A 26,440-nucleotide genomic window follows, 5' to 3' on the forward strand; every position below is an offset into this window, starting at 1 on the left:
GACCGTACGGTCCAGCCCGGCTCATTGCATCTCGGTGACCTTGATGGCGGTGGGTCCGAGAATGACCACGAACAGCACAGGCAGGAAAAACAGGATCATCGGCACCGTGAGCTTCGGCGGCAGCGCGGCCGCCTTCTTCTCGGCCTCGTTCATGCGCATGTCGCGATTTTCCTGCGCCATGACGCGCAGGGAATGGCCGAGCGGAGTGCCGTATCGTTCCGCCTGTTGCAGCGCCAGACACACCGACTTGACGCCCTCGAGCCCGGTGCGCCGTGCCAGGTTCTCATAGGCGACCTTGCGATCCTGCAGGTAGGACAGCTCGGCCGTGGTCAGGGTGAACTCCTCCGACAGCGCGATCGACTGGCCCACGATTTCGGTCGCAACTTTCCGGAATGCCATCTCGACCGACATGCCCGATTCGATGCAGATCAGGAGCAAATCGAGCGCGTCGGGAAACGCACGCTTGATCGAGAGCTGGCGCTTGGAGATCGCATTCCTGAGGAACAGCATCGGCGCCTGGAGGCCGAGATAGGCGGCGCCGATACAGATGCCGATCTTGATCGGCATCGCCTGTTGCATGTTTCCGATCACGAACACGTAGAGGGCCGAGCCGATCAAGAACACGATCGGGGCGACCATGCGGGCAAACAGGAAGGTGATGTAGGGCGCCTGGCCGCGGTAACCCGCCATGATGAGCTTGTCCCGCGCAGCCTCCTGCGCGAGCCATTTGGTCAGGTTGAAGTCCTCAACCACCTTGGAGACGAGTTGCTTCGGCGTCTGGCGCAGCGAAACCTTCTCGCTCTTGTTGAGACGCTCACGCTCGCGCTGCCGGATGCGTTCACGCTCGCTCGCCACCGCCTTCATGCGCTTGGAGAGGCCCTCGCCGGCGAACAACGGCATCACCAGCGTATAGACGGTGGCGCTCGCGGCGATGGCCGCGAGCAGCATGGTCATGAAACGGACGTCGTGCAGTTTCGAGACGAGGAATTCGACCATGCGACACCGTCAGAAATCGAAGTTGATCATCTTCTTCATCACCAGGATGCCGATCGACATCCAGACGACGCAGCCGACCAGCATCAGCTGGCCGGTGGGATGAGTCCAAAGCACCGAGATGTATTGCGGCGTCGTGAGATAGACAAGGAACATCACGATCGGCGGCAGCGAGCCGATGATGCCGGCCGAGGCCTTGGCTTCCATCGACATCGCCTGGATCTTTTCCTTCATCTTCTTGCGGTCGCGCAGCACCTTGGAGAGGTTACCGAGCGCTTCGGAGAGGTTGCCGCCCGATTTCTGCTGGATCGACACCACGATTCCGAAGAAATTGGCTTCCGGCAGCGGCATGCGCTCGTAGAGCCGCGCGCAGGCTTCGCCCAGCGGCATGCCGATCGCCTGCGTCTCGATGATGGCCAGAAACTCGCTGCGCAGCGGCTCGGGCGAATCGGCGGCTACGACCTTGATCGATTCGAACAAGGGCAGGCCTGCCTTGATGCCGCGGACGATCACGTCGACCGCGTCGGGCAGTGCAGCCAGGAACTTGGTTTCGCGACGCTTCTTGAGGAAGCCGAGTGCCCAGCGCGGCAGGCCGAAGCCGCCGGCAAAGGCAAGACCGGCGGCGCCGATCAGGCCCCCGCCCGCGAACATAGCGGCCGCGAAAAAAACGCCGGCCACCACGGCGGACACGGTCCAGAACTTCTGCGGCGTCCAGTCGAGCCCGGCCTGCGACAGGCGGACGCTGAGCGGAGCGCTCTTCTCCTGGGCGCGCCGCGCCTCGAGGTCTTTCAGCGTGGACTCGACCTGCTCGCGGCGAGAGCGCTGGGTTTTCTCGGCCTGCCGGGCCGTGGGCGCTTCGGCGCGCGCGACCGAGGCACGGCGGCTTTCCGCCTTTCGCTCCCCAGACAGCACCGGATAGAGGAATACCCAGGCGATGCCACCAACTGCTGCGGTGGCGAGGAAGGCGAGGGCGAGGACCTGCATGTTCATGGCGCTGCCAATCTGCTCACGTCTTCGGCGCGACTTCCGCCGCGTCGAGCGCCGCGGCGAGGCGCTTCTCCTCGCCGTAATAACGGGCGCGTTCCCAGAACTTCGGACGGCCGATGCCGGTTGAGCGGTGCCGGCCGATGATCTTGCCGTTGGCGTCCTCGCCGACCATGTCGTAGAGGAAGATGTCCTGGGTGATGATGGTGTCGCCTTCCATGCCCATCACCTCGGTGATGTGGGTGATGCGGCGGGAGCCGTCGCGCAGGCGCGCGGCCTGGATGATGACGTCGATCGAGGCGCAGATCATCTCGCGAATTGTTCGCGACGGAAGGGAAAAGCCGCCCATCGTGATCATGGATTCGCAGCGCGACAGCGCCTCGCGCGGGTTGTTGGCGTGCAGCGTGCCCATCGAGCCGTCATGGCCGGTGTTCATGGCCTGCAGCAGGTCGAAGGCTTCGGGTCCGCGGACCTCGCCGACGATGATGCGTTCGGGACGCATACGCAGGCAGTTGCGCACCAATTCGCGCATCGTGACCTGGCCCTCGCCCTCGATGTTGGGCGGACGGGTTTCCAGCCGCACCACGTGAGGCTGCTGCAGCTGGAGCTCGGCGGCGTCCTCGCAGGTGATGACGCGCTCGTCGTGCTCGATGTAGTTGGTGAGGCAGTTGAGCAGGGTCGTCTTGCCCGAGCCGGTACCGCCGGAAATCAGCACGTTGCAGCGGACGCGGCCGATGATCTGAAGGATCTCGGCGCCTTCCGGCGTGATCGCGCCGAACTTGACGAGCTGATCCAGCGTCAGCTTGTCTTTCTTGAATTTGCGGATGGTGAGCGCGGGGCCGTCGATCGACAGCGGCGGCACGATGGCGTTGACACGGGAGCCGTCGGCGAGGCGCGCGTCGCAGATCGGCGAGGATTCGTCGACGCGCCGGCCGACCTGGCTGACGATGCGCTGGCAGATATTGAGAAGCTGCTGGTTGTCGCGGAAGCGGATGCCGGTACGCTGGATCTTGCCGCCGACCTCAATGTAGACGGTGTTGGCGCCATTGACCATGATGTCGGCGATGTCGTCGCGCGACAATAGCGGCTCGAGCGGGCCGTAACCGAGGACGTCGTTGCAGATGTCGTCGAGCAGCTCCTCCTGCTCGGCGATCGACATCACGATGTTCTTGATCGCGATGATCTCGTTGACGATGTCGCGGATTTCCTCGCGCGCGGACTCCGAATCGAGCTTGGCGAGCTGGGCGAGGTCGATGGCCTCGATCAGCGCGCCGAAGATGGTCGCCTTGACCTCGTAATAATTGTCCGAACGCCGGCTCTCCATGGCCGGAGGCGGCGGAGCCTTGGCGGGCGCAAGCGGCGGCGAGGCGACGGCCGGCGGAGGCGGAGCGCGCGAAACCGTCGGCGCCTGAGCCGGGGCAGGCTCGAGCGACACGGCGCCGGGCTTGGGTGCCCGAAGGTCGGTGTCTGTTCCGCTACGCTTACCGAACACTTAACAACTCCATGCGGCGGCTTATCTTCCCCGCAACTTCTCAATCAGAGGTGAAAGCAGGGACGACTTTTGCTTCTTGGTCTCGCTGCGGCCGGTCAGGCGCTGGGCGATCTGCAGGAACATCTCGATCGACTTGTGGTTGGCGGAGATCTCCGCGATCATCTGGCCGTTGTTGGCCGCCGAGCCGAAGATCTGCGGTTCGAACGGGATCGAGACGACCGGCTGGCTCTCGATTGCCTTGGCGAACTCCGCGGCGGCGATCTCGGGCCGTTTCGGCACGCCGACCTGGTTCAGGCAGTAGAGCGGCGGCCGGTCATTGGGGCGGGCGGCCTTCAATAGATCGAACAGGTTCTTGGTATTGCGCAGATTGGCGAGGTCCGGGGCGGCCACGATCAGGATGTCGTCCGCCCCGATCAAGGCGCGCTTGGTCCAGCCCGACCATTGATGCGGAACGTCGAGCACGATGCAGGGCATGGTGGAGCGCAGCGTGTCGAATACGGCATCGAAAGCGTCAGTGCCGAAATCATAAACCCGGTCGAGCGTCGCAGGCGCCGCCAGCAGGCTGAGATGGTCGGTGCATTTCGACAGCAGGCGGTCGATGAACGCGGTGTCGACGCGGTCAGGCGAGAACACGGCGTCGGCGATACCCTGCGGCGGATCCTGGTTGTAGTCGAGCCCGGCCGTGCCGAAGGCGAGGTCGAGATCGGCGACGACGGCGTCCATCGCGAGGTCTCGCGCGATCGCCCACGCGACGTTGTGCGAGATGGTCGAAGCCCCGACGCCACCCTTGGCTCCGACCACGGCGATGATGCGGCCGACTGCCTTGGCTTCGGGGGCCGAGAACAGGTTGCAGATCGAGCGTACGACGTCGATCGCGCCGACCGGCGCGAGCACGTAATCGCTGACGCCGCGGCGCACCAGCTCGCGATAGAGCGTGACGTCGTTGATGCGGCCGATCACCACCACGCGGGTGCCGGCATCGCAGACAGTGGCGAGCTGGTCGAGTCCGCCCAGCAGGTCGTTGCGACCGTCGCTCTCGAGCACGATCACGTTCGGCGTGGGAGCCGAGCGGTAGGCTTCGATCGCGGCCGCCATGCCGCCCATCTGGATCTTCAGGTGAGCCTTGCCGAGACGGCGATCCTCGCCGGCCGACTGCACCGCGGCGGCCGTCTCCACGGTTTCGCAGAAGGCCTGAACCGAGACGCGCGGCGCGGGCGCAATATGCTCCTCGACCGGCGGAGGAGCTGCTGCCGGCTGCTCTTCGTGTGTCTGGCGCGCGTAACTGATCATTTGCCGGTGTCGCTGAGTTTGGCCCTGTCGGCCTCGGGATAGGTGGTCGCCGTCGTCGTTCCCTTGCGATACTTCTCGAACCCGGTGATGCGCCGCGGCGTGTATGACGGAGTTTCGGGCCGCGGCTGCTCAAGATCCGACGGATTGTCGACCATGGCCGCGAGGTTGCGCTGATAAGCGCAGCCGTAATTGTAATAGTCCTTGTTCTCGAACCAGCGCTTGTTCTTCATCGAGGGTCCGATGTCTTCCGGCCACAGGCCGCAGGGACCGGCGACTGCGGCAATCCTGGAATAGGTGAGCCGGATCGGGGGGAGGAAGCGCTTGTCTTGCGGCTGGTAGGGGTGAAGGCTGACGCCGCGCGGCGGAACGCCTGCCGCCGCCAGCATCGCCTGGATCTCACGCATCGTATCGGCGACCGGGCGAGCATTGGGCGTATTGGAAGGCACGTCGATGCGAATCGCGCCGGTGCCTTCTTGCAACCACGCCGATGCCACGCCCATCACGTCAGCGCGTTGGGCCGCGGTTAATCCGCCGCGGGCATGACCCACGAAGACGACGATCGAGCGATTCTGCTCCTCGACCGCGATCGGATGGCGCTGCTTGTAGTCGTCGGGAATGGACGCCGTGAGGACTTCGTCGTGCTGGCAGCCCCCGACCGCGAGCGCGAGGCCGATGAGCGCGCCACCGAGGCTGATGGCGCGCTTGCGAAGCTGGGGTGGTCTCGTGATCATCGTGAAATCCCCGTTCCGCCTCAGTCGGTAATGAAGCCGTAGGTGCCGCGGTAGTTCTTGGCCGCTTCGGTCCGGCCCGGCACGCCGTAGATCCGGTTGATATTGCCGATCAGCTGCGCCTGCGGATCCGCAGGCGGGGCGAAGCCGTCATCCGGCCGCGACAGGTCCTTCGGCGCCACCGCGCGGACCACATAGGGCGTCACGATCACGACCAACTCGGTTGCATTGTTGACGAAGTCGCGGCTGCGGAACAGCGTGCCGAGGATCGGGAGCTGCATTAGCCCCGGCATTCCGTTGACAGCTTGCTTGGTCTGCTGCTGGATCAGGCCGGCCATCGCCATCGCGCCGCCGGACGGAATTTCCAGCGAAGTCTCTGCGCGGCGTGTCTTGATTGAGGGGACCGTCAGCGAGTTGACCGTGTTCGAGGTCACCGCCTGCGACAGCGTGATCGCATTCTCATTTGACAGTTCGGAGACCTCGGTCATCACCCGCAAGCTGATCTTGCCTTCGCTCAGGACCACAGGCGTAAAGTTGAGTGAGATGCCGAACTTCTTGAAGCTGATCTGAGTGGTACAGACGCGCGTGACGGGATCGCACGAATAACCTGCAGGCACCGGAAATTCGCCGCCGGCGAGAAAGGTGGCGGACTCTCCGGAGATCGCGGTCAGGTTCGGCTCGGCCAGCGTCCTGATCACGCCCGCGCTCTCCATCGCACGCAGGGTCGCCTGCACCGAAGGCGTCGCGCCGAAACTCGCAGTGAGATTGTTGCCATCCACCAGATTACGGCCGAGGGCCGTGAACGGGTTGGAGTTGCTGAAGCTCACCACCGATGTGCCGTAGTTGAGGTTGGCGGTGAGGTCGATACCGAGCTGCTTGACGATCGTACGCGCGACTTCGGCAACGGTCACCTTGAGCATGACTTGGTCGCGGCCGCGCACCACGATCGAGTTCACCACCTTGTCGACGCCGCCGGCTAGGCGCGCAGCGAGCTCGTTGGCCTGTTGCGCTTCCATAGGGTTGGCGGCCGTGCCGGACAGGACGATACCGTCGCCCAGGCCGTCGATCTGGATGTCTGAGTTGGGCAGAACCTGCTTCAGTGCGGCCCGCACGCCGTTGAGGTCGCGCTTCACCGCGATGTCGTAGGCCGCGATCTGCTGCCCGGCGGAATCGAAGAACACGATATTGGTCTGGCCGACCGCGGCGCCGATGATATAGGCGCGCTGTGCGGAGCGGACCACCGCATTGGCGATCTTGGGATCGGCGACCAGCACGTCCTTGATGTCGCGCGGCAGGTCGATCACGACCGACTTGCCGATGCCGAGCGAGAGGAAACGCGCGTTGATCTGGCCGTCCGCCGCGGCCTGCGGCACAGGGCGGTAATCGGCGGCGACTGCCGGGGCGATCGTCGGGCTGAGCGCCAGCGCGACGGCGGCCGAAAACGACAGGGCGCGGACCAGTGAGGTCCGCATCGTCGCCGAATCTGCCCTGTATTTGATGTCGACTGTCTTCATCGTGCCTTAGCCGCCTGACTTGGAATGCCGTAGCGAATGATCGAGACACCGTCGCGCTTCTGCGCGGAGTCATCGAGCGTGATCTCGCTCATCTTGACGTCGACGATGCTGCGCAGCGCCAGCGACAGCGTGCCGCTCTGGCGAGCCGCGGAGAGCGTTGCGGTCTGCGCGGGATTGAGCTCGAGGGTGACGGTCTTGCCGATCACCGCGTTCTGCCCGTCCTTCTCCTTGGGTGCCTGGTCGATGGCCAGGACCCGGATATTGGCCAGGATGATCTCGGAGGTGACGATGTCGGGAGCGCCGCTGCTCTGATCCGGGTTCTTGAGCCGGCGGGTGAGCAGGACGTCGACGCGGTCGTTGGGCAGGATGAAGCCGCCCGCGCCGGTCTCCGGCGAGATCTCGGTCGAGATCGCCCGCATGCCGGTGGGCAGGATTGCCGCCATGAAGCCGGAACCTTCGGCCTTAACCAGCTTCTGGTCGCGGATCGGCTCACCCTGGATGAAGGGCGCGCGCGCGATCGAGCCGGTCACCTGGGTCGCACCGTCGGGGCGCTCGTTGCGTCGGATGAAGGTGGCGCTGGCGGTCGCGGTCGGCCAGGTCTGCCATTGCACGTCTTCGGGCTTCACGGTCTGGCCGAGGCCGATGTCGTTCTTGGCCACGAGGACGTCGACGGTCGGCAGCTGCGCGACCGGAACCGGAGGCGGCGCAGAATTGTCGGAGCCGCTCGCCAGGTACGCGGCGACGCCGCCGGCGCAGATGGCGACCGTCAGGACGACAATGCGTGCCCTATTCATACGCTTCAACTTTCCAACAATACGCCGCGACGCTGCCGCCGCCGTGATCGGCAGTTGACCAGCTATTCGTCAAAGCATGGTTAATGAGGCGTATCTAAATCGCCTTAACGCCGGGTTTACCCGGGGCGTTCAGCGCAGCGCGAGGCGAGCGAGGTCGATCGCCTTCACCCATTCGGTCTCCGGGTAGACCATCAGCGCGCTCAGCGCGAGCGCGATGCCGTAGGGAATGCCGCTCTCCTTGGCGTGCAGCCGTGCGAGCCAGGCCTGTCCTGCCAGCCCGTAAGGCAGCGGCCACTGCCGGAACTGCAGCAGGAGCAGCGTCAGCGCGCCGCCGAACAGCGAGGCGTAGAGCAGGAAGTTCATCAGATGTGGGAAGCCGAACCAGAGCGCGACGGAGGCCGCGACCTTGGCGTCGCCGCCGCCCACCCAGCCCATGGCGAAGCAGGTGAAGGCCACGACCAGAACGAGCGCACCGGCGCCGACATGACTCAGCATCTCGTAAGGTGCCATGCCCCCGGCGAGGGCGAGCGCGCAGAAGCCCGCCACCAGCGCCAGCGATACGCGGTTCGAGATCGTCATCGTGAAGAGATCGCTCGCGGCGGCGAACGCCATCAGGGCCGGGAAGAGCAGAAGGCGCGCAAGGTCGAGAATCATGGGCTGCGTCTTGAGGCCTGGGTTTGTCGCGGGAGCTGCTTCGGGCGATGCTAGCGCGCGATGCTAAACAAACCGACAACGGAGGCACGGGCGCGCCGGGGCCTCGGCCGACGAACGCGCTTTCACCAGAAGCTGGCAATACGTGCGGCGAGCGCGACCGTCGCAACCAGCAGCGCAAGGCAGATCCAATAGACCGGCGAGCCGGCCTGCGCCGCTTCCGCCTCGTGGGCCGCGACCGCGGCATCGGTTCTGAACTCGTGCAACGCCACTGGAACTCGCCGTCTTCAGAAAAACAAACGCCCCGGAGGTCCGGGGCTTTTGCCGTCGTTCGTGGACCCGCTTACTTCAGCGAGGTGCTGATCGAGCTGAACTTGGCGTTCAGCGTGGTGCCGAGATTGTTGACGACGGTGATGATGGCCAGCGCGATGCCGGCGGCGATCAGGCCGTATTCGATGGCGGTGGCGCCGGATTCATCCTTCGCGAAACGCGCAATCAAGTTCTTCATGAACAAAACTCCGTCTGGGTGGGGACCGCCTCGTTCGGCGCTGTCGTTGACGCGACGACCATGAGAGCCGAGCTCTTTCGGGAGAGTTAATTCGACCGGGTAATCCCACGTCCGGCGCGATGCTTTTGCCCAGAGTGAATTTCGCCTTAAGACGGCACCTGCAAATTCGTTGCGGTTCCGGATGCGCCGCCAACGCGGCGCGTGCTTCACCCTCCCTTAAATTTCGCGGAGTAGGCCTTGAGCTACAGCGGAATTCGCGGAGAGAGGCGACGATGTCGAGCCTGCCCATGCAAGTCGCCTTGATGCTCGGCGAGACCATCGTCAAGGTGATCCCGGTCACCTTGGTGCTCGCGGCGGTCTTCACCGTGCTGGAGCATTTCTGGGCCTGCAATCCCGGCGCGCCGTGGTGGCGCAAGCGGGAGATCGTCACCGACATCTGCTACTGGTTCTTCGTTCCGGTGTTCGCCCGCACCATGCGGATCGGGCTGCTGGTTGTCGGCGCCAGCGTCGTCTTCAACATCCACGACGCCGACGAGCTCATCGCCTTTTACGACAATGGCCACGGTCCGCTGGCGCAGCTGCCGCTGTGGCTGCAGGCCGTGCTGTTCCTGGTGCTGTCCGATTTCATGCTGTACTGGCTGCATCGGCTTTTCCACGACGGCGGCTTCTGGAAATATCACGCCATCCATCATTCGTCGGAGGAGATCGGCTGGATCTCCGCGGCGCGCTTCCATCCGGTCAATCTCTTGCTCGGGACGATCAGCGTCGACGTCGTGCTGCTGATGGCAGGCATCTCCCCGAACGTCATGGTCTGGGTCGGCCCGTTCACCACCTTCCACTCGGCCTTTGTGCACGCCAACCTGAACTGGACTTTCGGACCGTTCAAATACGTGCTGGCGACGCCGGTCTTCCATCGCTGGCACCACACCTCCCTCGAAGAGGGCGGCGACACCAATTTTGCCGGAACGTTCCCGATCTGGGACGTGCTGTTCGGCACCTTCCGCATGCCGGAGGGCAGGCTGCCGCAGGACTACGGCAAGGACGAAGCGGCCATGCCCAAGGAGATCGGCGGGCAGCTCGCCTTTCCGTTCCGGCATTAGGGGGCGGGCCCCGCAAATGTCCGTCCGTTCAAACAATACGCGGCGAGTTTGCGGAACGTTCACGAATTAAAGGCAGGTTAGCCGGGTCGGGCACCGGCTCCGCTGTATTCGGTCGCTTCTGCCGGTCTGTGACGTCCCGGGGGTAAGAGTATGCGTAAAGAAATGCTGCGCCGTCATGTGCGCGTCTGTGTTCTGGTTGCCGCTGCGGTGCTGGCCTCGCCGGCCGCCAGCCTTGCCGAGCCCGTCGCCGATACCATCGCCGTCAATGTCGACCAGGCCAAGCTGGTGCGGCTGCCCGGCAAGGTGGCGACCATCGTGGTCGGCAATCCCCTGATCGCCGACGTCACGCTCCAGCCCGGCGGCATGATCGTCGTGACCGGAAAGGGCTACGGGGCCACCAACTTCATCGCGCTCGACCGCGGCGGCGAGATTCTGGTGGACCGCCAGATCCAGGTCGAAGGTCCGAGCGACCGGCTCGTCACCGTCTATCGCGGGGTCGAGCGGGAGTCCTACAGTTGCGTGCCGCTTTGCCAGCGCCGCGTGACGCTCGGCGACAGCGACACCTATTTCAACAACGCGATGAGCCAGGCCGGTACGCTGAGCAGCAGCGCCAGCGGAGGTGCGGGTGCCGGCGCGGCTGCCAAGCCAAACTAGCCCACGGGCGGGCCTCGATCCCGCCAAGCCGCTCGATTCGAGGGCGGCACCTCGTTGCATGCCGTGCTTCCTCCCGCTTGCGGGCGCTGGTTAACGCGGTGTTAACGGCGCGGTCCGCCGGAAGCGGATCGTCTGAAACACTTAGACAATCAGTTTCCGCTATTGAACGGGCAGATGATCGCCGGCCGCTGGGGAATTTGACGAGATGCCATCGCCTGCACCTACGAGGTTCACGCTCCGGAAAGCGCTGCTCCGGTTTCGCGGCAACCGCCGCGGCTCCGCAGCCGTCGAATTTGCGCTGGTCGCACCGATGTTCTTCGCGCTGCTGTTCGCGATCCTCGAGACGGCGCTCATGTTCTTCTCCAGCCAGGTGCTCGAGACCATCGCGCAGGACTCCGCGCGCGCGATTCTAACCGGCCAGGCTCAGGCGCAGGGCGGCTCGGTGGCGGCCTGCCAGTCCGCGCCCAACACAGTCGCTGCATGCGATCAGACGACGTTCAAGACCTTCGTCTGCAGCAAGATTCCGGCGCTGTTCGATTGCAGCAAGCTGTACGTCGACGTCGTCAGCACCAGCTCGTTCGGGACGCTCAGCCTCACCAATTTCGGCAATTCCTGCACCTTCAATCCCTCCGGGATGCAGTACAGTGCCGGAACCTCCGGCCAGGTCGTCGTGGTGCGCCTGTTCTATCAATGGCCGCTCATCGTCACCGGCCTCGGCTACAACGCGGGATGCAGCAACAAGCGGCTGATGGTGGCGACGGTGGCGTTCAAGAACGAACCCTTCTGATGCAGATGGATCTGGGCGGACCGATGCGGGCGATTGCGAACATCTGGAGGAATGCACGCGGCTCCGTGCGCGGCTTCGTCGCCGACAAGCGCGCCCTGGCGGCGACCGAATTCGCGATCATCGTACCGCTGATGCTGGTGATGTTCTTCGGCACCGTGGAATTTTCGTCCGCCGTGGCGATCGACCGCAAAATCACGTTGATCGCGCGGACATTGTCCGATTTGACCTCGCAGTCGACCACGCTCAACGATGCCGGCATGAAGGATACGTTCACGGCAAGCATCTCCGTCGTCATGCCTTACGACGCTGCGCTCGTGAAGGGCACGATCTCCCAGATCTACATCGACGCCAACAGCATCGCCAAGGTCCAGTGGAGCAGGGCCGGCACGATTGCGAGCGGCGCGACGCAAGCCACGCTTGCGACCTCGGCTCGGAACGCCGGCGACACGGTCACCACGATGATTCCCCCGGCACTCTTGATTCCGTCGAGCTATCTCATCCTGAGCGAAGCCAACTACACTTACACGCCGACCATCGGCTACGTGTTGAAGTCGAGCGTAACCCTGAGCGATCTCTCCTACACGCGGCCGCGTCAGGTCACCTGCGTGCCGTACAACAACGTGCCGTCGACGTGTTGAGATCTGTCAGCCGCCCGTGACATGAAAAAGGCCGTGCGTTGCGCACGGCCTTTTTGCTTTGGCTCGCTGATCGGGCCGGCGCCCGGCGGGCTCAGCCCGCAGCGCGCAGGTTGTCCGCCGCAGACTTGCCGGAACGGCGGTCGGCCACGATCTCGTAGGAGATCTTCTGGCCCTCGCGGAGCGAGCCGAGGCCGGCGCGCTCCACGGCGCTGATGTGAACGAACACGTCCTGGCCGCCATCGTCGGGCTGAATGAAGCCATAGCCCTTGGTTGCGTTAAACCACTTCACGGTTCCCATGCTCACGGGGGTAGTCCCTCTCAGATAACACTATGTCGGAGCCCGCTCGCGCGGGCAGGGTTAGATCGAATTTCTGGAAGGGTCGTCAGCGTGTCTGAACCGGCTGTACCGGTGGATGCCAATGTCGTCCGGCCGAAAATCGATTAATTCATTTTATCGGAAGCAGCGGTTCGAAACAATCCGGACGCGCACGATTTTTTGATCCGCCGTGATGTCAACGGCGGATCACCTAACAGATCGGAATTCGAACCCGCGCCGCAGCCGACTAGCGGCGGCGGAATTGGCCGCCGCGCTGTCCGGGACGGGGCGGTCCGCCCGGCGTGCTGGGACGTTCGTCCTTGTGGCGGAAAATCAGCCGGCCCTTCTCGAGGTCATAGGGCGACATCTCCACCGTCACGCGGTCGCCCGCGAGCGTCTTGATGCGGTTCTTCTTCATCTTGCCGGCGGTATAGGCAACGATCTCGTGTCCGGCGTCGAGCTGCACGCGGTAGCGGGCATCGGGGAGGATTTCGGTGACCAGTCCTTCGAACTGGATCAGCTCTTCCTTAGCCATTGATATCTCCAGGTCGTGGACGGCTAGTGCGAATAGGGTTTGCGGTTCGGTTGGCTGTTTGGCCGACTCTGGCGGCGCAAAAAGGCAACGCCTTGTATCCCATCAGGGGTCCCGGCGCTATGCGCGGAACGCTGTTCCGGACGGTCGACAGGCGATGAATGCATCTTACCACCGGAGCGGCGGCGGCGAGAACCCTTGGAAGCATTCGGGCCACTGCCGGGCCGTCCGTCGGCATGCCTCGCCTCGGCGTGCCGGCCTTCACCGTGCCTGCCGTCGCCTTGCTTACCGGCACTATGGTGGCGCCCGTCGGCATGCCGTTCGTCGGCGCGACGTCCGTCACCGTGGCGTGCGCCTTGCGGGCGCTGGCCCGGACGACCGCCCGGCCGGCCCTGTCGTTGCTGCGACGGGGCGGGACCAGCATCGCGGCGGCCGGCGTCGGTGCGGTGGTCCTCCCGCGGCAGGGCGACGCGAATCAGCCGCTCGATGTCGCGCAGATAGCCGAGCTCCTCGCCGCCCGCGACCAGCGAGATTGCGGTGCCGTCGGCTCCGGCGCGCGCGGTGCGGCCGATGCGGTGGACGTAGGTCTCCGGCACGTTCGGCAGGTCGAAGTTGATGACGTGACTGATGCCGTCGACGTCGATGCCGCGAGCGGCGATGTCGGTGGCGACCAGGGTGCGGATCTCTCCCGAGCGGAACTGGGCCAGCGTGCGCTCGCGATGGTTCTGCGACTTGTTGCCGTGGATGGCGTTGGCGGCGATCCCGGCCTTGGCCAGCGTCTTCACCACCTTGTCGGCGCCGTGCTTGGTGCGGGTGAAGACCAGCGCGCGGTTGATCGCCTCGTCCTGCAGCAGCTTGGTCAGGAAGGCCGGCTTGGCCGCGAAGTCGACCTGCAGGATGCGCTGGTTGATCCGCTCGGCGGTCGAGGACACCGGGGTCACCGCGACACGGGCGGGGTCGCGCAACATGGAATCGGCGAGCTCGGCGATGTCCTTCGGCATGGTGGCCGAGAAGAACAGGGTCTGCCGCTTGATCGGCAGCTTGGCGACGATTTTGCGAATGTCGTTGATGAAGCCCATGTCGAGCATGCGGTCGGCTTCGTCGAGCACGAGGAACTCGACGCTTGAAAGCTTCAAGCCGTTGCTCTGCACGAGGTCGAGCAGGCGGCCGGGGGTGGCGACCAGCACGTCGACGCCCTGCATCAGCGCGCGGACCTGGCGGCCCATCGGCACGCCGCCGATCGCGAGCGTCGAGGACAGGCGGATGTGGCGGCCGTAGGCGTTGAAGCTGTCGAGGATCTGCCCGGACAGCTCGCGGGTCGGCGACAGCACCAGCACGCGGGCGGTCTTGGGCTGCGGCTTGATGCGGTTCTCGAGCAGACGATGCAGGATCGGCAGCGCGAAGGACGCGGTCTTGCCGGTACCGGTCTGGGCGATGCCGACGACGTCGCGGCCGGTCAATGCCAGCGGGATGGTTTGGGCCTGGATCGGGGTTGGGGTGACGTAATTCTCTTCACGAAGAGCGCGCGCGATGGGTTCGGCGAGGCCGAAGTCCTGAAACGAAGTCAAAAGAGGGGTTCTTTCCATGTCAAAAGCGAACGCCCGGCGCATCAGCGCGGCGCGCGCAAAAGGGTGTCGAGAAGACACCTGCGTGTTTGGGGTGTCGGATGGCTTGGGAGAGATGGGGCAAGCCAGAGGCCCGTAGAGGGCTTAAGAACACGCGGCTCGCTACGACCCCTTGATTCGCAAGAGGTCTCGGACGCTCATATGGAACATCGAGGGGGCGCTTTCAAGGCACTTGCCTCCGAAACAGCGGGTGCGATGCAAAAATACTGCTGCCAGAAATTTAGCCAGAATTGGCGATTTGCTTAGAAAGTAGTCTGACTGCCGCTTTCGCATACATTTATGTTGCCTATGATTTAGGCTGCAAGACTGCGGAGAAACTTCGATTTCTGCCAATTAGTTTTGCAAATTCAATAAGTTGATGGGTGCCCAGCCCATGGCATGGTTCTTGCGATTCCGTTAACCGCAGGCGGCCGTGGGGCCGTTTCGCAGCGTTTTTCACGTCTGCGTCAGGGAGATGAGGCACTCATGTTTAACAAATCCACTCACGATATAGCGGCGTCATTTAGCCGCCGCGGCGTGCTCGCTGCGACCGCCGGACTGATGCTCGGTCTGGCTTCATTGACTGGCGCAAAGGCCGCCGACGACACCATCAAGGTGGGTGTACTCCACTCCCTGTCCGGCACCATGGCAATCAGCGAAACCACGCTGAAGGACACCATCCTCTTCCTGATCGACGAGCAGAACAAGAAGGGCGGCGTGCTCGGCAAGAAGCTGGAGGCCGTCGTCGTCGATCCCGCATCGAACTGGCCGCTGTTCGCCGAAAAGGCGCGCGAGCTGATCACCAAGAACAAGGTCTCGGTCGTGTTCGGCTGCTGGACCTCGGTGTCGCGTAAGTCGGTGCTCCCGGTGTTCAAGGAGCTCAACAGCATCCTGTTCTACCCCGTGCAATACGAGGGTGAGGAGAGCGAGCGTAACGTGTTCTACACGGGGGCTGCGCCGAACCAGCAGGCGATCCCTGCCGTCGACTACCTCATGAAGGACGAGAAGGTGAAGCGCTGGGTGCTCGCGGGCACCGACTACGTCTATCCGCGCACCACCAACAAGATCCTGGAGGCCTATCTGAAGTCCAAGGGCGTCGCCCAGGAAGACATCATGATCAACTACACGCCGTTCGGTCATTCCGACTGGCAGACGATCGTGGCCGACATCAAGAAGTTCGGCTCGGCCGGCAAGAAGACCGCGGTGGTCTCGACCATCAACGGCGACGCCAACGTTCCCTTCTACAAGGAGCTCGGCAACCAGGGCATCAAGGCCAAGGACATCCCGGTGGTGGCGTTCTCGGTGGGTGAGGAAGAGCTCGCCGGCATCGACACCAAGCCGCTGGTCGGCCACCTCGCCGCCTGGAACTACTTCCAGTCGATCAAGTCGCCGGAGAACGAGAAGTTCATCAAGGCGTGGCAGGCCTACACCAAGAATCCGAAGCGCGTGACCAACGATCCGATGGAAGCGCACGTGATCGGCTTCGACATGTGGGTCAAGGCGGTCGAGAAGGTGAAGTCGACCGATCCCGACAAGGTCATCGACGCTCTCCCGGGCATCGAAGCCAAGAACCTGACCGGCGGCACCTCCAAGATGCTCCCGAACCACCATATCACCAAGCCGGTGTTCATCGGCGAGATCAAGGGCAACGGCCAGTTCGACGTGGTCTGGAAGACCCCGAGCCTCGTCCCCGGCGACGCCTGGTCGAAGGAGCTCGACGGCTCCAAGGACCTGATCGGCGACTGGGTCGGCAAGAAGTGCGGTAACTTCAACACCAAGTCCAACAAGTGCCTCGGCTCGGGCTCCTGATCCCGATCTGACGCTCCATTGCAAGACCGGAGAGGGCGGCGATCCCGCCGCCTTCTCCACTCATTTCTGCCGGGGTCATTCACAGTGCCAGCCCATTTGTCCGCTCGTCTCTGTTCGCTTGCACTCTCGTTGTTCCTGATTGCGTTCGCGCTGCCGGCCTTCGCCGGTCCGTTCGAGGATGCGGTCGCCAAATTCGCCAACGATGATTTTTCCGACACGGAAGAGGCGATCGGTGTGATCGCGGGCAGCGGCAGCAAGCTGGCTTTTCCGATCATCAATGCGCTTCAGGACGGTCGCCTCATGGCCGATCCCGACAGTAAGAAGGTCTACGTCACCGATGCGGACGGCAAGTCGATCGACGCTGCGACCGGCGAGGCCGTTGCCAGCGTTCCCGACAGTGCGAGCGCGGTTCGCCTCAACAACCGCCTGCGCCGCAGCGTCGACGCCGCACTCGGGAGCCTGACGCTGCAGTCTCCGGATCTGGGAACGCGCCTGCAAGCCGCGCAGTCCGTCTTCAAGTCGCACGAGGAGACCGCGCTCGAGGCGGTCGATGCCGCGCTTGCCAAGGAAGCCAACAAATCCGTCAAGGCGGCGCTCACTGAGGCCCGAGCCGCGATCCTGCTGTTCAAGTCCGACGCCACCGAGGTCGAGAAGCTCGAAGCGGTCGCAACCCTCAAGGCGCGGGGCGACCAGGATGCGCTGGCGCTGCTCACCGGCATGGGCGACCAGCCGGCCTCGGTCACCAAGGCCGCCGCGAGCGCGATCGGCTCGATCCAGAATTCGCTCGCAGTCTGGTCGATGGTGCAGAATGCCTGGTACGGCCTCTCGCTCGGCTCGGTGCTGCTGCTCGCCGCGATCGGGCTCGCCATCACCTTCGGCGTGATGGGCGTCATCAACATGGCGCATGGCGAGATGGTGATGATCGGGGCCTACACCACCTTCGTGGTGCAGGAGGTGATCCGCACCCGCTATCCCGGCCTGTTCGACTATTCGCTCTTGATCGCCGTGCCGCTCGCCTTTCTCGTCGCCGGCGCGATCGGCGTCTTGATCGAGCGCAGCATCATCCGCTTCCTCTATGGCCGCCCGCTGGAGACGCTGCTCGCGACCTGGGGCCTATCGCTGGTGCTGCAGCAGGCGGTACGCACCATGTTCGGCCCGACCAATCGCGAGGTCGGCAACCCCTCCTGGATGAGCGGCGCGTTCGAGCTCGGCCAGATCACCATCACCTATAACCGGCTCTGGATCCTTCTCTTCACGCTCGCCGTGTTCGCGATCCTGCTCGCGATGCTGCGCTACACCGCGCTGGGCCTCGAAATGCGCGCCGTGACGCAGAACCGCCGCATGGCGGCTTCCATGGGCATCGCCACCTCGCGCGTCGACGCGCTGACCTTCGGCCTCGGTTCGGGCATTGCCGGCATCGCTGGCGTGGCGCTGTCGCAGATCGACAATGTCAGCCCCAATCTCGGCCAGAGTTACATCATCGACAGTTTCATGGTCGTGGTGTTCGGCGGGGTCGGCAATCTCTGGGGCACGCTCGTCGGCGCCTTCACGCTCGGCATCGCCAACAAGTTCCTGGAGCCGGTCGCCGGCGCCGTGCTCGGCAAGATCGCGATCCTGGTTCTCATCATCCTGTTCATTCAAAAGCGGCCGCGCGGCCTGTTCGCGCTCAAGGGCCGTGCGGTGGAAGCATGACCCCTCACATGCTGACGCGATCGCTGGACCGCAGCGCGACGATCTTCCTTGCCGTCGTCGCGGCCTGCGGCATCCTCATTCCGCTCTCCAACCTGCTGCTTCCCGCGGGCTCGTTCCTGCAGGTGCCGACCTATCTCGTCGCGCTCTGGGGCAAGTATGTCTGCTACGCCATCCTGGCGCTGTCGATCGACCTGATCTGGGGCTATTGCGGCATCCTCTCGCTCGGTCACGGCGCCTTCTTCGCGCTCGGCGGCTACGCCATGGGCATGTACCTGATGCGGCAGATCGGCACCCGCGGCGTCTACGGCAATCCGATCCTGCCCGACTTCATGGTGTTCCTGAACTGGGAGAAGCTGCCCTGGTACTGGTACGGCTTCGACATGTTCTGGTTCGCGGCGCTGATGGTGCTGGTCGTACCGGGCCTGCTCGCCTTCTGCTTCGGCTGGCTCGCCTTCCGCTCACGTGTCACCGGCGTTTATCTGTCGATCATCACGCAGGCGATGACCTACGCGCTGCTGCTCGCCTTCTTCCGCAACGACTTTGGTTTCGGCGGCAATAACGGCCTGACCGACTTCAAGGACATCCTGGGCTTCAACGTCCAGGCGGAGGGGACGCGCGCCGCGTTGTTCGCGCTGAGCTGTCTGGCGCTGATCATCGGCTTCCTGATCTGCCGCGCCATCGTCTCCTCCAAGCTCGGCAAGGTCTTGATTGCCGTGCGCGACGCGGAATCGCGCACGCGCTTCCTCGGCTACCGCGTCGAATCCTACAAGCTGTTCGTGTTCACGGTGTCGGCCTGCATGGCCGGCGTTGCCGGCGCGCTCTACGTGCCGCAGGTCGGCATCATCAACCCGAGCGAATTCGCCCCCGGCAATTCGATCGAGGCGGTGATCTGGGTCGCGGTCGGCGGCCGCGGCACGCTGGTCGGCGCGGCGCTCGGCGCCGTCGTCGTCAACTACGCCAAGACGTTCTTCACCTCGGGCGTGCTCGCGCCGTACTGGCTGTTCATGCTGGGCGCATTGTTCATCCTGGTGACGCTGCTGCTGCCCAAGGGCATCGTCGGCACCTTCAATGCCTGGTGGGATCAATCGAAGGAAAGACGCACCTCCGCCACCTCCATGAGTGCCGCGGCCGAAGACGGCGTCACCGAACCCAAGATGGCGGAGTAAGCGGTCATGAACGTCATGGACACCCGCGCGACCTCCGCGATGCTTTATCTGGACGGCGTGCACGTCTCGTTCGACGGCTTCCACGCCATCAACAATCTGTCGCTGACGCTCGAGCCCGGCGAGATGCGCGCCATCATCGGCCCGAACGGCGCCGGCAAGACCACGATGATGGACATCATCACCGGCAAGACCAAGCCGGATGAAGGCACCGTGCTGTTCGACGGCGTCACCGACCTGACGCGCCTCGACGAGACCCGCATCGCCGAGCTCGGCATCGGCCGCAAGTTCCAGAAGCCGACCGTGTTCGAGAGCCAGACCGTGCAGGACAACCTCCTGCTGGCGCTCAATGTCGACCATTCGGTCCGCGGCACGCTGTTCTGGCGCGGCAGCAAGGCGGAGGCCGAACGCATCGACAAGGTGCTGGAGACGATCCGCCTCACCGAGGCTCGCAATCGTCTCGCCGGCAGCCTCAGCCACGGCCAGAAGCAATGGCTGGAGATCGGCATGCTGCTGGCGCAGGATCCGAAACTGCTGCTGGTCGACGAGCCCGTCGCGGGAATGACCGACGTCGAGACGCATCTCACCGCCGAGCTGCTGAAGGAAATCAACAAGACCCACACCGTCATGGTGGTCGAGCACGACATGACCTTCGTGCGCGAGCTCGGCGTCAAGGTCACCTGCCTGCACGAAGGCACGGTGCTCGCGGAAGGGACCATCGACCAGGTCTCGTCCAACGAGAGGGTCATCGAAGTGTATTTGGGAAGGTAGCGAATGGCGAATAGGGAATGGCGAATGGACTGGCCGCTTCTCCTATTCGCTACTCGCCATTCGCTATTCGCCCGCAAAGGTGTTTCCGATGCTTGAAGTGAAAGACATCAACCTGTTTTACGGTGCTGCCCAGGCGCTGCGCGGCGTCTCGATCTCGGCCGAGCCCGGCAAGGTCACGTGCGTGCTCGGACGCAACGGCGTCGGCAAGACCTCGCTCCTGCGCGCGATGGTCGGGCAATATCCGATCTCGTCGGGCGCAATCGTGTTCGACGGCAGCGATATCACCGGCCTCAAGCCGTACGAGCGGGCGCGCAAGGGCATCGGCTTCGTGCCGCAGGGCCGCGAGATCTTCCCGTTGCTGACAGTCGAGGAGAACCTCAAGACCGGCTTCGGTCCGCTCAAGCGCGAGGACAAGCACATTCCGGACGACGTGTTCTCGCTGTTTCCGGTGCTGCAATCCATGCTGGGCCGGCGCGGCGGCGACCTCTCCGGCGGCCAGCAGCAGCAGCTCGCGATCGGCCGCGCGCTGGTGATGCGGCCGAAACTACTTTTGCTCGACGAGCCCACCGAAGGCATCCAGCCCTCGATCATCAAGGACATCGGCCGCGCCATTTCGTATCTGCGCAACCTCGGCAACATCGCCATCGTGCTGGTCGAACAATATCTCGACTTTGCCTGCGAACTCGGCGACAGTTTCGCGGTGATGGATCGCGGCGCAGTGAAGTTCACCTGCGACCGCTCCAATCTCGATTCGGCCGAGATCAGCCGCCAGATGGCGCTGTAGGCCATTCTGCCGCGACCGGCTGGGGGAGGCGGATGCGCAGCGAATTGTCAGTCACGTCCACCGTGTTTGAGGCAAACCGTGCCCGTGGCACCGTGCGCTTCGACGTGCATGCGCGCGACGGGGTGACACGGCGCGGCACCTTGCATGAATCCGGTTCGCTCCGCGTCCGCTTTCCCTCGCCGGAAGATCAGGGCCTGTCCGGCGTGTTCGTCAACACGGCGGGCGGAGTTGCCGGCGGTGATCGCTTTGATATCGAGATAGCGGCGGCGGATGCAGCGCGGCTGACGCTGACCACAGCGGCCGCCGAAAAGGTCTATCGCACGCCCGGAGCGGCAGCGCAGCTCAACATCGCCCTGAAGGTCGGCGCGGACGCGCATCTTGCCTGGCTGCCCCAGGAGACGATTCTGTTCGACCGTGCCCGCGTCCAGCGCCGCTTCGACATCGACCTCGACGAGGCGGCCTCGCTCCTGCTCTGCGAGATCGTGGTGTTCGGCCGCACCGCCATGGGCGAGCGGATGGAGCAGGGCGAGTTCGTCGACCGCTGGCGGCTACGCCGCGGCGGGCGGCTGGTGTTCGCCGAGACGGTCCGGCTCGACGGCGATATCGGTGCCAAGCTCGGCCGGTCCGCCGTCGCCAAAGGTGGCGCGGCGATCGGCACAGCCCTGATCGTGCCCGGCGACGAAGCCCTGGTCGAGCGCATCCGCGAGGCGTCGGAATCGTTCTCCGGCGAAGTCGGAATCTCGGCCTGGAATGGCTTTGCAATGGCGCGGTTCTGTGCCCAAGATGCGGCGCGCTTGCGCGCCGATATGATGACGGTGCTGGCGCGCACCGGTGCGGCCCTGCCGCGGCTCTGGCTGAACTAGACTGGTTGAATTGACGTGTTGAACGGAAGAGATGTCGCATGAATCTGTCTCCCCGCGAAAAGGACAAGCTTCTGATCTCGATGGCGGCGATCGTGGCCCGCCGCCGGCTGGACCGCGGCGTCAAGCTCAACCATCCCGAGGCGATCGCGATCATTTCCGATTTCATTCTGGAAGGCGCGCGCGACGGCCGCACCGTCGCCGAGCTGATGCAGTCAGGCGCGCAAGTTCTGACCCGCGACCAGGTGATGCCGGGCATTCCCGAGATGATCCACGACATCCAGGTCGAGGCAACTTTTCCTGATGGCACCAAGCTCGTCACCGTGCACGAGCCGATCAGGTAGGAGCAGAGCATGATCCCCGGCGAACTCTTCATCCAGGACGGCGAGATCGAGCTCAACGCCGGCCGCAAGACCGTGACGCTGACGGTCGCCAATACCGGCGACCGCCCGATCCAGGTTGGCTCGCACTACCATTTCTTCGAGACCAACCCCGCGCTGAAGTTCGACCGCAAGAAGGCGCGCGGCATGCGCCTCGACATCGCCGCCGGCACCGCCGTCCGCTTCGAGCCCGGCCAGACCCGCGACGTCCAGCTCGTCGCCATGGCGGGGAAGAAGACGATCTACGGCTTCCGCGGCGATGTGATGGGGAAGCTGTGACCTCCGCAGGAACGAGCACGGCGCGGCATGGTTGAGGCGGAAACGGAGGTATTTCCATGCTCTCACCAATCCGCCTCGTCTCGGAAGCTGCCGAGCTCGCCGCGCAGCGCCATAACGGCATGGCGCGCAAGGGCCGCGGCAATGAGCCCTATATCAATCATCTCGCAGAGGTCGCGAACCTGCTCGCGACTGCGACCGACGGCGCCGATGCCGAGCTGGTCGCGGCCGGCTGGCTGCACGACACCATCGAGGACACCGACACCACGCGCGAGGAGCTCGCGCAGAGATTTTCCGATCGGGTCGCGTCCCTCGTTGCCGAGTGCACCGACGACATGAGCTTGCCGAAAGCGAAGCGGCGGCAGAAGCAGATCGAGGACGCGCCCCACAAATCGCCGGGCGCCAAGCTGATCAAGATCGCCGACAAGATCAGCAATACGGGCGCGCGCATTCAGACCGATCCGAATGCTGGGGAGCGCGAAGATCTCGCCGACTATATCGCCTGGGCCACGCAGGTCGTGGCGGGGTGCCGCGGCGGCAATGCGTGGCTCGACGAAAAATTCGATGACGCCGTGAAAGCAGCAAAGGCCTTGCTGTGACCAACCAGACATTCAATCGCAAACGGGGCTTGTGATGTCCGTCAAGATGAAGCGTTCCGTCTATGCCGACATGTTCGGCCCGACCACCGGCGACAAGGTGCGGCTGGCCGACACCGACCTCATCATCGAGGTCGAGAAGGATTTCACCACCTATGGCGAGGAGGTGAAGTTCGGCGGCGGCAAGGTGATCCGCGATGGCATGGGGCAGTCGCAGGTCACCAACAGGCAGGGCGCGGCCGATACCGTCATCACCAATGCGCTGATCGTGGACCATTGGGGCATCGTGAAGGCCGACGTCGCCATCAAGGACGGCATGATCTCGGCGATCGGCAAGGCCGGCAATCCCGACATCCAGCCTGGCGTTACCATCATCATCGGCCCCGGCACCGACGTGATCGCGGGTGAGGGCAAGATCCTCACCGCCGGCGGCTTCGACAGCCACATCCATTTCATCTGTCCGCAGCAGATCGAGCACGCGCTGATGTCAGGGGTCACCTCGATGCTGGGGGGCGGCACCGGCCCGTCGCACGGCACCTTCGCGACCACCTGTACGCCGGGGCCCTGGCATATGGGGCGGATGATCCAGTCGTTCGACGCCTTCCCGGTCAATCTCGGCATTTCCGGCAAGGGCAACGCCTCGCGGCCCGCCGCGCTGGTCGAGATGATCAAGGGCGGCGCCTGTGCGCTGAAGCTGCACGAGGATTGGGGCACCACGCCGGCCGCGATCGACAATTGCCTGTCGGTCGCCGACGATCACGACATCCAGGTGATGATCCACACCGACACGCTGAACGAATCCGGCTTCGTCGAGGACACGATCAAGGCCTTCAAGGGACGCACCATCCACGCCTTCCACACCGAAGGCGCCGGCGGCGGCCATGCTCCTGACATCATCAAGGTCGCCGGCCTGAAGAACGTGCTGCCCTCGTCGACCAACCCGACGCGGCCGTTCACCCGCAACACCATCGACGAGCATCTGGACATGCTGATGGTGTGCCACCATCTGGATCCGTCCATCGCCGAAGATCTGGCGTTCGCCGAAAGCCGCATCCGCAAGGAGACGATCGCGGCCGAGGACATCCTCCACGACCTCGGCGCGCTCTCGATGATGTCCTCGGACTCGCAGGCCATGGGCCGCCTCGGCGAAGTCATCATCCGGACCTGGCAGACCGCGGACAAGATGAAAAAGCAGCGCGGGTCGCTGCCGCAGGACAAGGGCAAGGACAACGACAATTTCCGCGTCAAGCGCTACATCGCCAAGTACACCATCAATCCCGCCATCGCGCATGGCGTGTCGAAGCTGATCGGCTCGGTCGAGAAGGGCAAGATGGCCGATCTCGTGCTGTGGTCGCCGGCCTTCTTCGGCGTCAAGCCGGACTGCATCGTCAAGGGCGGCACCATCGTCGCGGCGCCCATGGGCGATCCCAACGCCTCGATCCCGACGCCGCAGCCGGTGCACTACCAGCCGATGTTCGGCGCGTTCGGCAAGGCACGTACGGCATCCTCGGTGGTGTTCACCTCCAAGGCCGCGGTCACCGGTGGCCTCGCGCGAAAGCTCGGCATCGAGAAGAAGCTCTATGCCGTCCAGAACACCCGCGGCAAAATCTCCAAGAAGAGCATGATCCACAACGACGCCACGCCCGATATCGAGGTCGATCCGGAGACCTATGAAGTGCGCGCCGATGGCGAGCTCCTGACCTGTGCTCCGGCGGAGGTGCTGCCGATGGCGCAGCGATATTTCATGTACTGAAATAGCGCCTCGACGCATGTCCCCGGCGGTGTCCGGGGACGGCTTTTTGCGGTTTTGCGTTCGGTCCCGCCTGGTCTAATGTCCCGCCCGGTATCGTAACCCTCAGAAGAAAAGCCGGGAGGATTTCTCGTGATCTACGTCGTTGCAACCTTGACCATCAAGCCTGAGACGCGCGCCGAATTCATTGCAGCCGCCACCGCCTGCATCAAGGAGACGCGGAAAGAGCCCGGCAATATCGCCTATGACCTGCATGAGAGCGTCACCGACCCTGCCAAGATGGTGTTCGTCGAGCAGTGGGAGAATATGGAAGCGCTGGGGCCGCATCGCGCTGCCGAGCACATGAAGACGTTCGGCCGCGTTGCGGTGAAATGTTTCACGGCGCCGCCGAAGATCGAATACATCACGCCCGAGAAGGTCGAGACACGGTAAAGAGGTAAGACGCATGATCCGGGCGACGCAGGTCAGGGGACAGCACCGCTTCACGGAAGCTCCGGCGGACACAGTCGTGCTCGATTTCGACGACCGGCACCGCCGCCGCATGACGATGACCGGAACGCGTGGTCTCGAATTCCTGCTCGACCTGGAACATGCCGTCGCGCTGCGCGGCGGCGATGCGCTGGTGCTGGAGGACGGAAGGCTGATCGAGGTGGTCGCGGCGCCCGAGCCGCTGCTCGAAATCCGCGGCCGCGATCCGCACCACCTCGTCCGCGTCGGCTGGCATCTTGGCAACCGTCATCTGCCGACCCAGATCTTGGCCAAGGCCCTGCGCATCCGCCGCGATCACGTCATCGCGGCGATGGTGAAGGGCCTTGGCGCGCGTGTGATCGAGATCGAGGCGCCGTTCGATCCCGAAGGCGGCGCCTACGCCGATGCCGGGCATGCGCATGGACACGACCATGCGCATCACGATCACGGCCATCATCACCATGACCATGGCCACCACCATGATCATGGCTCGCACGACCATAGCCCCGAGCACCACCATCACCACGACGAGCATTGCGATCATCCCGACCATCACCACGGCCACAAGCATGCTCATGACCACAAATGAGCCGGTCGGCGCCGGTGATCTTGCCGAGGGCGAGGCGGCGGCGCTGTACCGGCTGATGACCTGGCTTTCGCCGGCATTCCCCGTCGGCGGCTTCTCCTACTCCAGCGGCATCGAATGGGCGGTCGAGGCGGGCGACGTCACCGACACGACGACGCTGGCGGATTGGCTCGATGCGATGCTCGGCGACGGCTCCGGCTTCTGTGACGCGACGTTTCTGGTCCACGCCTATCGCGCCACGGAATCGGGCGAGACGGCCGCATTGAACGAGATCGCCGAGCTCGCGAGCGCCTTCGTGCCGTCGCGCGAGCGGCAGCTGGAGACGACCTCACAGGGCCGCGCCTTCATCGACATCTCGCGCGCCGCGTGGGATGCCGACGGACTGGACGCGACGGTCGCGGCATGCAGCGCGCCATTGGTCTATCCGGTCGCGGTCGGTGTGGTTGCCGCGATGCACGCCGTGCCGTTGGCGCCGACGCTGCACGCCTTCCTGCATGCGCTGGTCTCGAACTGGATTTCCGCCGCCAGCCGGCTCATTCCGCTCGGCCAGACCGATAGCCAGCGTGTGCTGGTGAAGCTGGAAGCCGCCGTCGCCGCCACCGCCAATCGCGCGCTGAATGCAACCTTGGATGATCTCGGCAGCGCGACGTTCCGGGCCGATCTCGCCAGCTTGCGGCACGAGACGCAATATACCCGCTTGTTTCGGTCGTGAGCGGTGCG

General features: G+C 64.3%; 30 protein-coding genes. 17 read left to right on the plus strand and 13 right to left on the minus strand.

The genetic code is table 11. From position 1 onward, the window contains the following. Window positions 1–21: 21 nt before the first annotated feature. From I6F09_RS09005 to I6F09_RS09050, 10 genes are all read right to left on the minus strand, one after another. Window positions 22–996: a type II secretion system F family protein gene (locus I6F09_RS09005; protein ID WP_036021591.1), complete on the minus strand. Its 975-nt coding sequence runs from the start codon at window positions 994–996 to the stop codon at window positions 22–24. A 9-nt stretch (window positions 997–1,005) separates the two neighbouring features. Continuing rightward, a complete protein-coding gene (locus I6F09_RS09010; RefSeq protein ID WP_057028159.1) occupies window positions 1,006–1,983 on the minus strand; it encodes a type II secretion system F family protein in 978 nt (325 codons plus the stop codon). A 16-nt stretch (window positions 1,984–1,999) separates the two neighbouring features. Next, on the minus strand, window positions 2,000–3,469 hold the full coding sequence (locus tag I6F09_RS09015; protein ID WP_035998067.1) for a CpaF family protein: 1,470 nt from the start codon (window positions 3,467–3,469) through the stop codon (window positions 2,000–2,002). A gap of 21 nt (window positions 3,470–3,490) precedes the next feature. Further along, window positions 3,491–4,759, minus strand: coding sequence for an AAA family ATPase (locus I6F09_RS09020; protein WP_035998070.1), 1,269 nt, complete (start codon window positions 4,757–4,759; stop codon window positions 3,491–3,493). Further along, window positions 4,756–5,490, minus strand: a complete 735-nt coding sequence (locus I6F09_RS09025) for a CpaD family pilus assembly protein (protein ID WP_035998073.1) — start codon at window positions 5,488–5,490, stop codon at window positions 4,756–4,758. Before I6F09_RS09025 ends, I6F09_RS09020 begins: the two co-directional genes overlap by 4 nt. A 20-nt stretch (window positions 5,491–5,510) precedes the next feature. Beyond that, window positions 5,511–7,001: a type II and III secretion system protein family protein gene (locus I6F09_RS09030; RefSeq protein WP_225187908.1), complete on the minus strand. Its 1,491-nt coding sequence runs from the start codon at window positions 6,999–7,001 to the stop codon at window positions 5,511–5,513. Beyond that, window positions 6,998–7,795, minus strand: a complete 798-nt coding sequence (cpaB, locus tag I6F09_RS09035) for a Flp pilus assembly protein CpaB (protein ID WP_035998075.1) — start codon at window positions 7,793–7,795, stop codon at window positions 6,998–7,000. The genes I6F09_RS09030 and cpaB overlap by 4 nt, the downstream gene beginning before the upstream one ends. 129 nt (window positions 7,796–7,924) lie before the next feature. After that, window positions 7,925–8,449, minus strand: a complete 525-nt coding sequence (locus I6F09_RS09040) for a prepilin peptidase (RefSeq protein ID WP_225141067.1) — start codon at window positions 8,447–8,449, stop codon at window positions 7,925–7,927. A 122-nt stretch (window positions 8,450–8,571) separates the two neighbouring features. Beyond that, on the minus strand, window positions 8,572–8,712 hold the full coding sequence (locus I6F09_RS09045) for a hypothetical protein (protein WP_193760509.1): 141 nt from the start codon (window positions 8,710–8,712) through the stop codon (window positions 8,572–8,574). Window positions 8,713–8,789: 77 nt separating this feature from the next. Beyond that, a complete protein-coding gene (locus I6F09_RS09050; RefSeq protein ID WP_025033956.1) occupies window positions 8,790–8,954 on the minus strand; it encodes a Flp family type IVb pilin in 165 nt (54 codons plus the stop codon). A 272-nt stretch (window positions 8,955–9,226) separates the two neighbouring features. Here I6F09_RS09050 and I6F09_RS09055 point away from each other — a divergent pair, with 272 nt between their 5' ends. The 4 genes from I6F09_RS09055 to I6F09_RS09070 all read left to right on the plus strand — a co-directional run bounded on the left by I6F09_RS09055 (window position 9,227) and on the right by I6F09_RS09070 (window position 12,133). Next, a complete protein-coding gene (locus tag I6F09_RS09055) occupies window positions 9,227–10,054 on the plus strand; it encodes a sterol desaturase family protein (RefSeq protein ID WP_225139312.1) in 828 nt (275 codons plus the stop codon). A gap of 150 nt (window positions 10,055–10,204) precedes the next feature. Continuing rightward, a complete protein-coding gene (locus I6F09_RS09060; protein WP_035998084.1) occupies window positions 10,205–10,708 on the plus strand; it encodes a pilus assembly protein N-terminal domain-containing protein in 504 nt (167 codons plus the stop codon). 205 nt (window positions 10,709–10,913) lie between these two features. Beyond that, the gene (locus I6F09_RS09065; RefSeq protein WP_035998094.1) at window positions 10,914–11,495 is read left to right on the plus strand and encodes a TadE/TadG family type IV pilus assembly protein; all 582 of its coding nucleotides are present in this window, start codon (window positions 10,914–10,916) and stop codon (window positions 11,493–11,495) included. A gap of 5 nt (window positions 11,496–11,500) precedes the next feature. Continuing rightward, window positions 11,501–12,133 (plus strand): TadE/TadG family type IV pilus assembly protein, encoded by a 633-nt coding sequence (locus I6F09_RS09070; RefSeq protein ID WP_081493699.1) that lies wholly within the window; start codon window positions 11,501–11,503, stop codon window positions 12,131–12,133. 91 nt (window positions 12,134–12,224) lie between these two features. Here I6F09_RS09070 and I6F09_RS09075 read toward each other — a convergent pair whose 3' ends face one another. The 3 genes from I6F09_RS09075 to I6F09_RS09085 form a co-directional block, all read right to left on the minus strand. Next, window positions 12,225–12,437, minus strand: a complete 213-nt coding sequence (locus I6F09_RS09075; RefSeq protein WP_035998097.1) for a cold-shock protein — start codon at window positions 12,435–12,437, stop codon at window positions 12,225–12,227. Window positions 12,438–12,696: 259 nt separating this feature from the next. Continuing rightward, window positions 12,697–12,984, minus strand: coding sequence for a translation initiation factor IF-1 (infA, locus tag I6F09_RS09080; RefSeq protein ID WP_035998101.1), 288 nt, complete (start codon window positions 12,982–12,984; stop codon window positions 12,697–12,699). A gap of 23 nt (window positions 12,985–13,007) precedes the next feature. After that, the gene (locus I6F09_RS09085; protein ID WP_109142430.1) at window positions 13,008–14,591 is read right to left on the minus strand and encodes a DEAD/DEAH box helicase; all 1,584 of its coding nucleotides are present in this window, start codon (window positions 14,589–14,591) and stop codon (window positions 13,008–13,010) included. A gap of 480 nt (window positions 14,592–15,071) precedes the next feature. Between I6F09_RS09085 and urtA the strand changes: the two genes are divergently transcribed. The 13 genes from urtA to I6F09_RS09150 all read left to right on the plus strand — a co-directional run bounded on the left by urtA (window position 15,072) and on the right by I6F09_RS09150 (window position 26,432). Then, window positions 15,072–16,394 (plus strand): urea ABC transporter substrate-binding protein, encoded by a 1,323-nt coding sequence (urtA, locus tag I6F09_RS09090; protein WP_035998103.1) that lies wholly within the window; start codon window positions 15,072–15,074, stop codon window positions 16,392–16,394. Window positions 16,395–16,478: 84 nt separating this feature from the next. Beyond that, entirely contained in the window at window positions 16,479–18,086 is a 1,608-nt protein-coding gene (gene urtB / locus I6F09_RS09095; RefSeq protein WP_035998106.1) for an urea ABC transporter permease subunit UrtB, read from the plus strand. After that, on the plus strand, window positions 18,083–19,252 hold the full coding sequence (gene urtC, locus I6F09_RS09100; RefSeq protein WP_225171540.1) for an urea ABC transporter permease subunit UrtC: 1,170 nt from the start codon (window positions 18,083–18,085) through the stop codon (window positions 19,250–19,252). Before urtB ends, urtC begins: the two co-directional genes overlap by 4 nt. 6 nt (window positions 19,253–19,258) lie before the next feature. Further along, window positions 19,259–20,020, plus strand: a complete 762-nt coding sequence (gene urtD / locus I6F09_RS09105; RefSeq protein WP_036021617.1) for an urea ABC transporter ATP-binding protein UrtD — start codon at window positions 19,259–19,261, stop codon at window positions 20,018–20,020. 88 nt (window positions 20,021–20,108) lie between these two features. Next, on the plus strand, window positions 20,109–20,804 hold the full coding sequence (gene urtE, locus I6F09_RS09110; protein ID WP_225187909.1) for an urea ABC transporter ATP-binding subunit UrtE: 696 nt from the start codon (window positions 20,109–20,111) through the stop codon (window positions 20,802–20,804). A gap of 32 nt (window positions 20,805–20,836) precedes the next feature. Beyond that, the gene (locus I6F09_RS09115) at window positions 20,837–21,667 is read left to right on the plus strand and encodes an urease accessory protein UreD (RefSeq protein WP_225187910.1); all 831 of its coding nucleotides are present in this window, start codon (window positions 20,837–20,839) and stop codon (window positions 21,665–21,667) included. A 38-nt stretch (window positions 21,668–21,705) separates the two neighbouring features. Then, complete coding sequence (locus I6F09_RS09120; protein ID WP_007605424.1) at window positions 21,706–22,008, plus strand: urease subunit gamma; 303 nt, start codon at window positions 21,706–21,708, stop codon at window positions 22,006–22,008. Between the two features lie 9 nt (window positions 22,009–22,017). Next, complete coding sequence (locus I6F09_RS09125) at window positions 22,018–22,323, plus strand: urease subunit beta (protein ID WP_026202067.1); 306 nt, start codon at window positions 22,018–22,020, stop codon at window positions 22,321–22,323. A gap of 56 nt (window positions 22,324–22,379) precedes the next feature. Continuing rightward, the gene (locus I6F09_RS09130) at window positions 22,380–22,919 is read left to right on the plus strand and encodes an HD domain-containing protein (RefSeq protein WP_035998123.1); all 540 of its coding nucleotides are present in this window, start codon (window positions 22,380–22,382) and stop codon (window positions 22,917–22,919) included. 34 nt (window positions 22,920–22,953) lie between these two features. Further along, window positions 22,954–24,669, plus strand: a complete 1,716-nt coding sequence (gene ureC, locus I6F09_RS09135) for an urease subunit alpha (RefSeq protein ID WP_225187911.1) — start codon at window positions 22,954–22,956, stop codon at window positions 24,667–24,669. Between the two features lie 129 nt (window positions 24,670–24,798). Next, window positions 24,799–25,098 (plus strand): putative quinol monooxygenase, encoded by a 300-nt coding sequence (locus I6F09_RS09140; RefSeq protein ID WP_035998129.1) that lies wholly within the window; start codon window positions 24,799–24,801, stop codon window positions 25,096–25,098. 13 nt (window positions 25,099–25,111) lie between these two features. Continuing rightward, a complete protein-coding gene (locus I6F09_RS09145) occupies window positions 25,112–25,723 on the plus strand; it encodes an urease accessory protein UreE (protein WP_225187912.1) in 612 nt (203 codons plus the stop codon). After that, entirely contained in the window at window positions 25,704–26,432 is a 729-nt protein-coding gene (locus I6F09_RS09150) for an urease accessory protein UreF (protein WP_109142435.1), read from the plus strand. Before I6F09_RS09145 ends, I6F09_RS09150 begins: the two co-directional genes overlap by 20 nt. Window positions 26,433–26,440: the final 8 nt, after the last annotated feature.

This window comes from Bradyrhizobium sp. IC3195 (assembly GCF_020193585.1).
GTDB classification, from domain to species: Bacteria; Pseudomonadota; Alphaproteobacteria; order Rhizobiales; family Xanthobacteraceae; genus Bradyrhizobium; species Bradyrhizobium yuanmingense.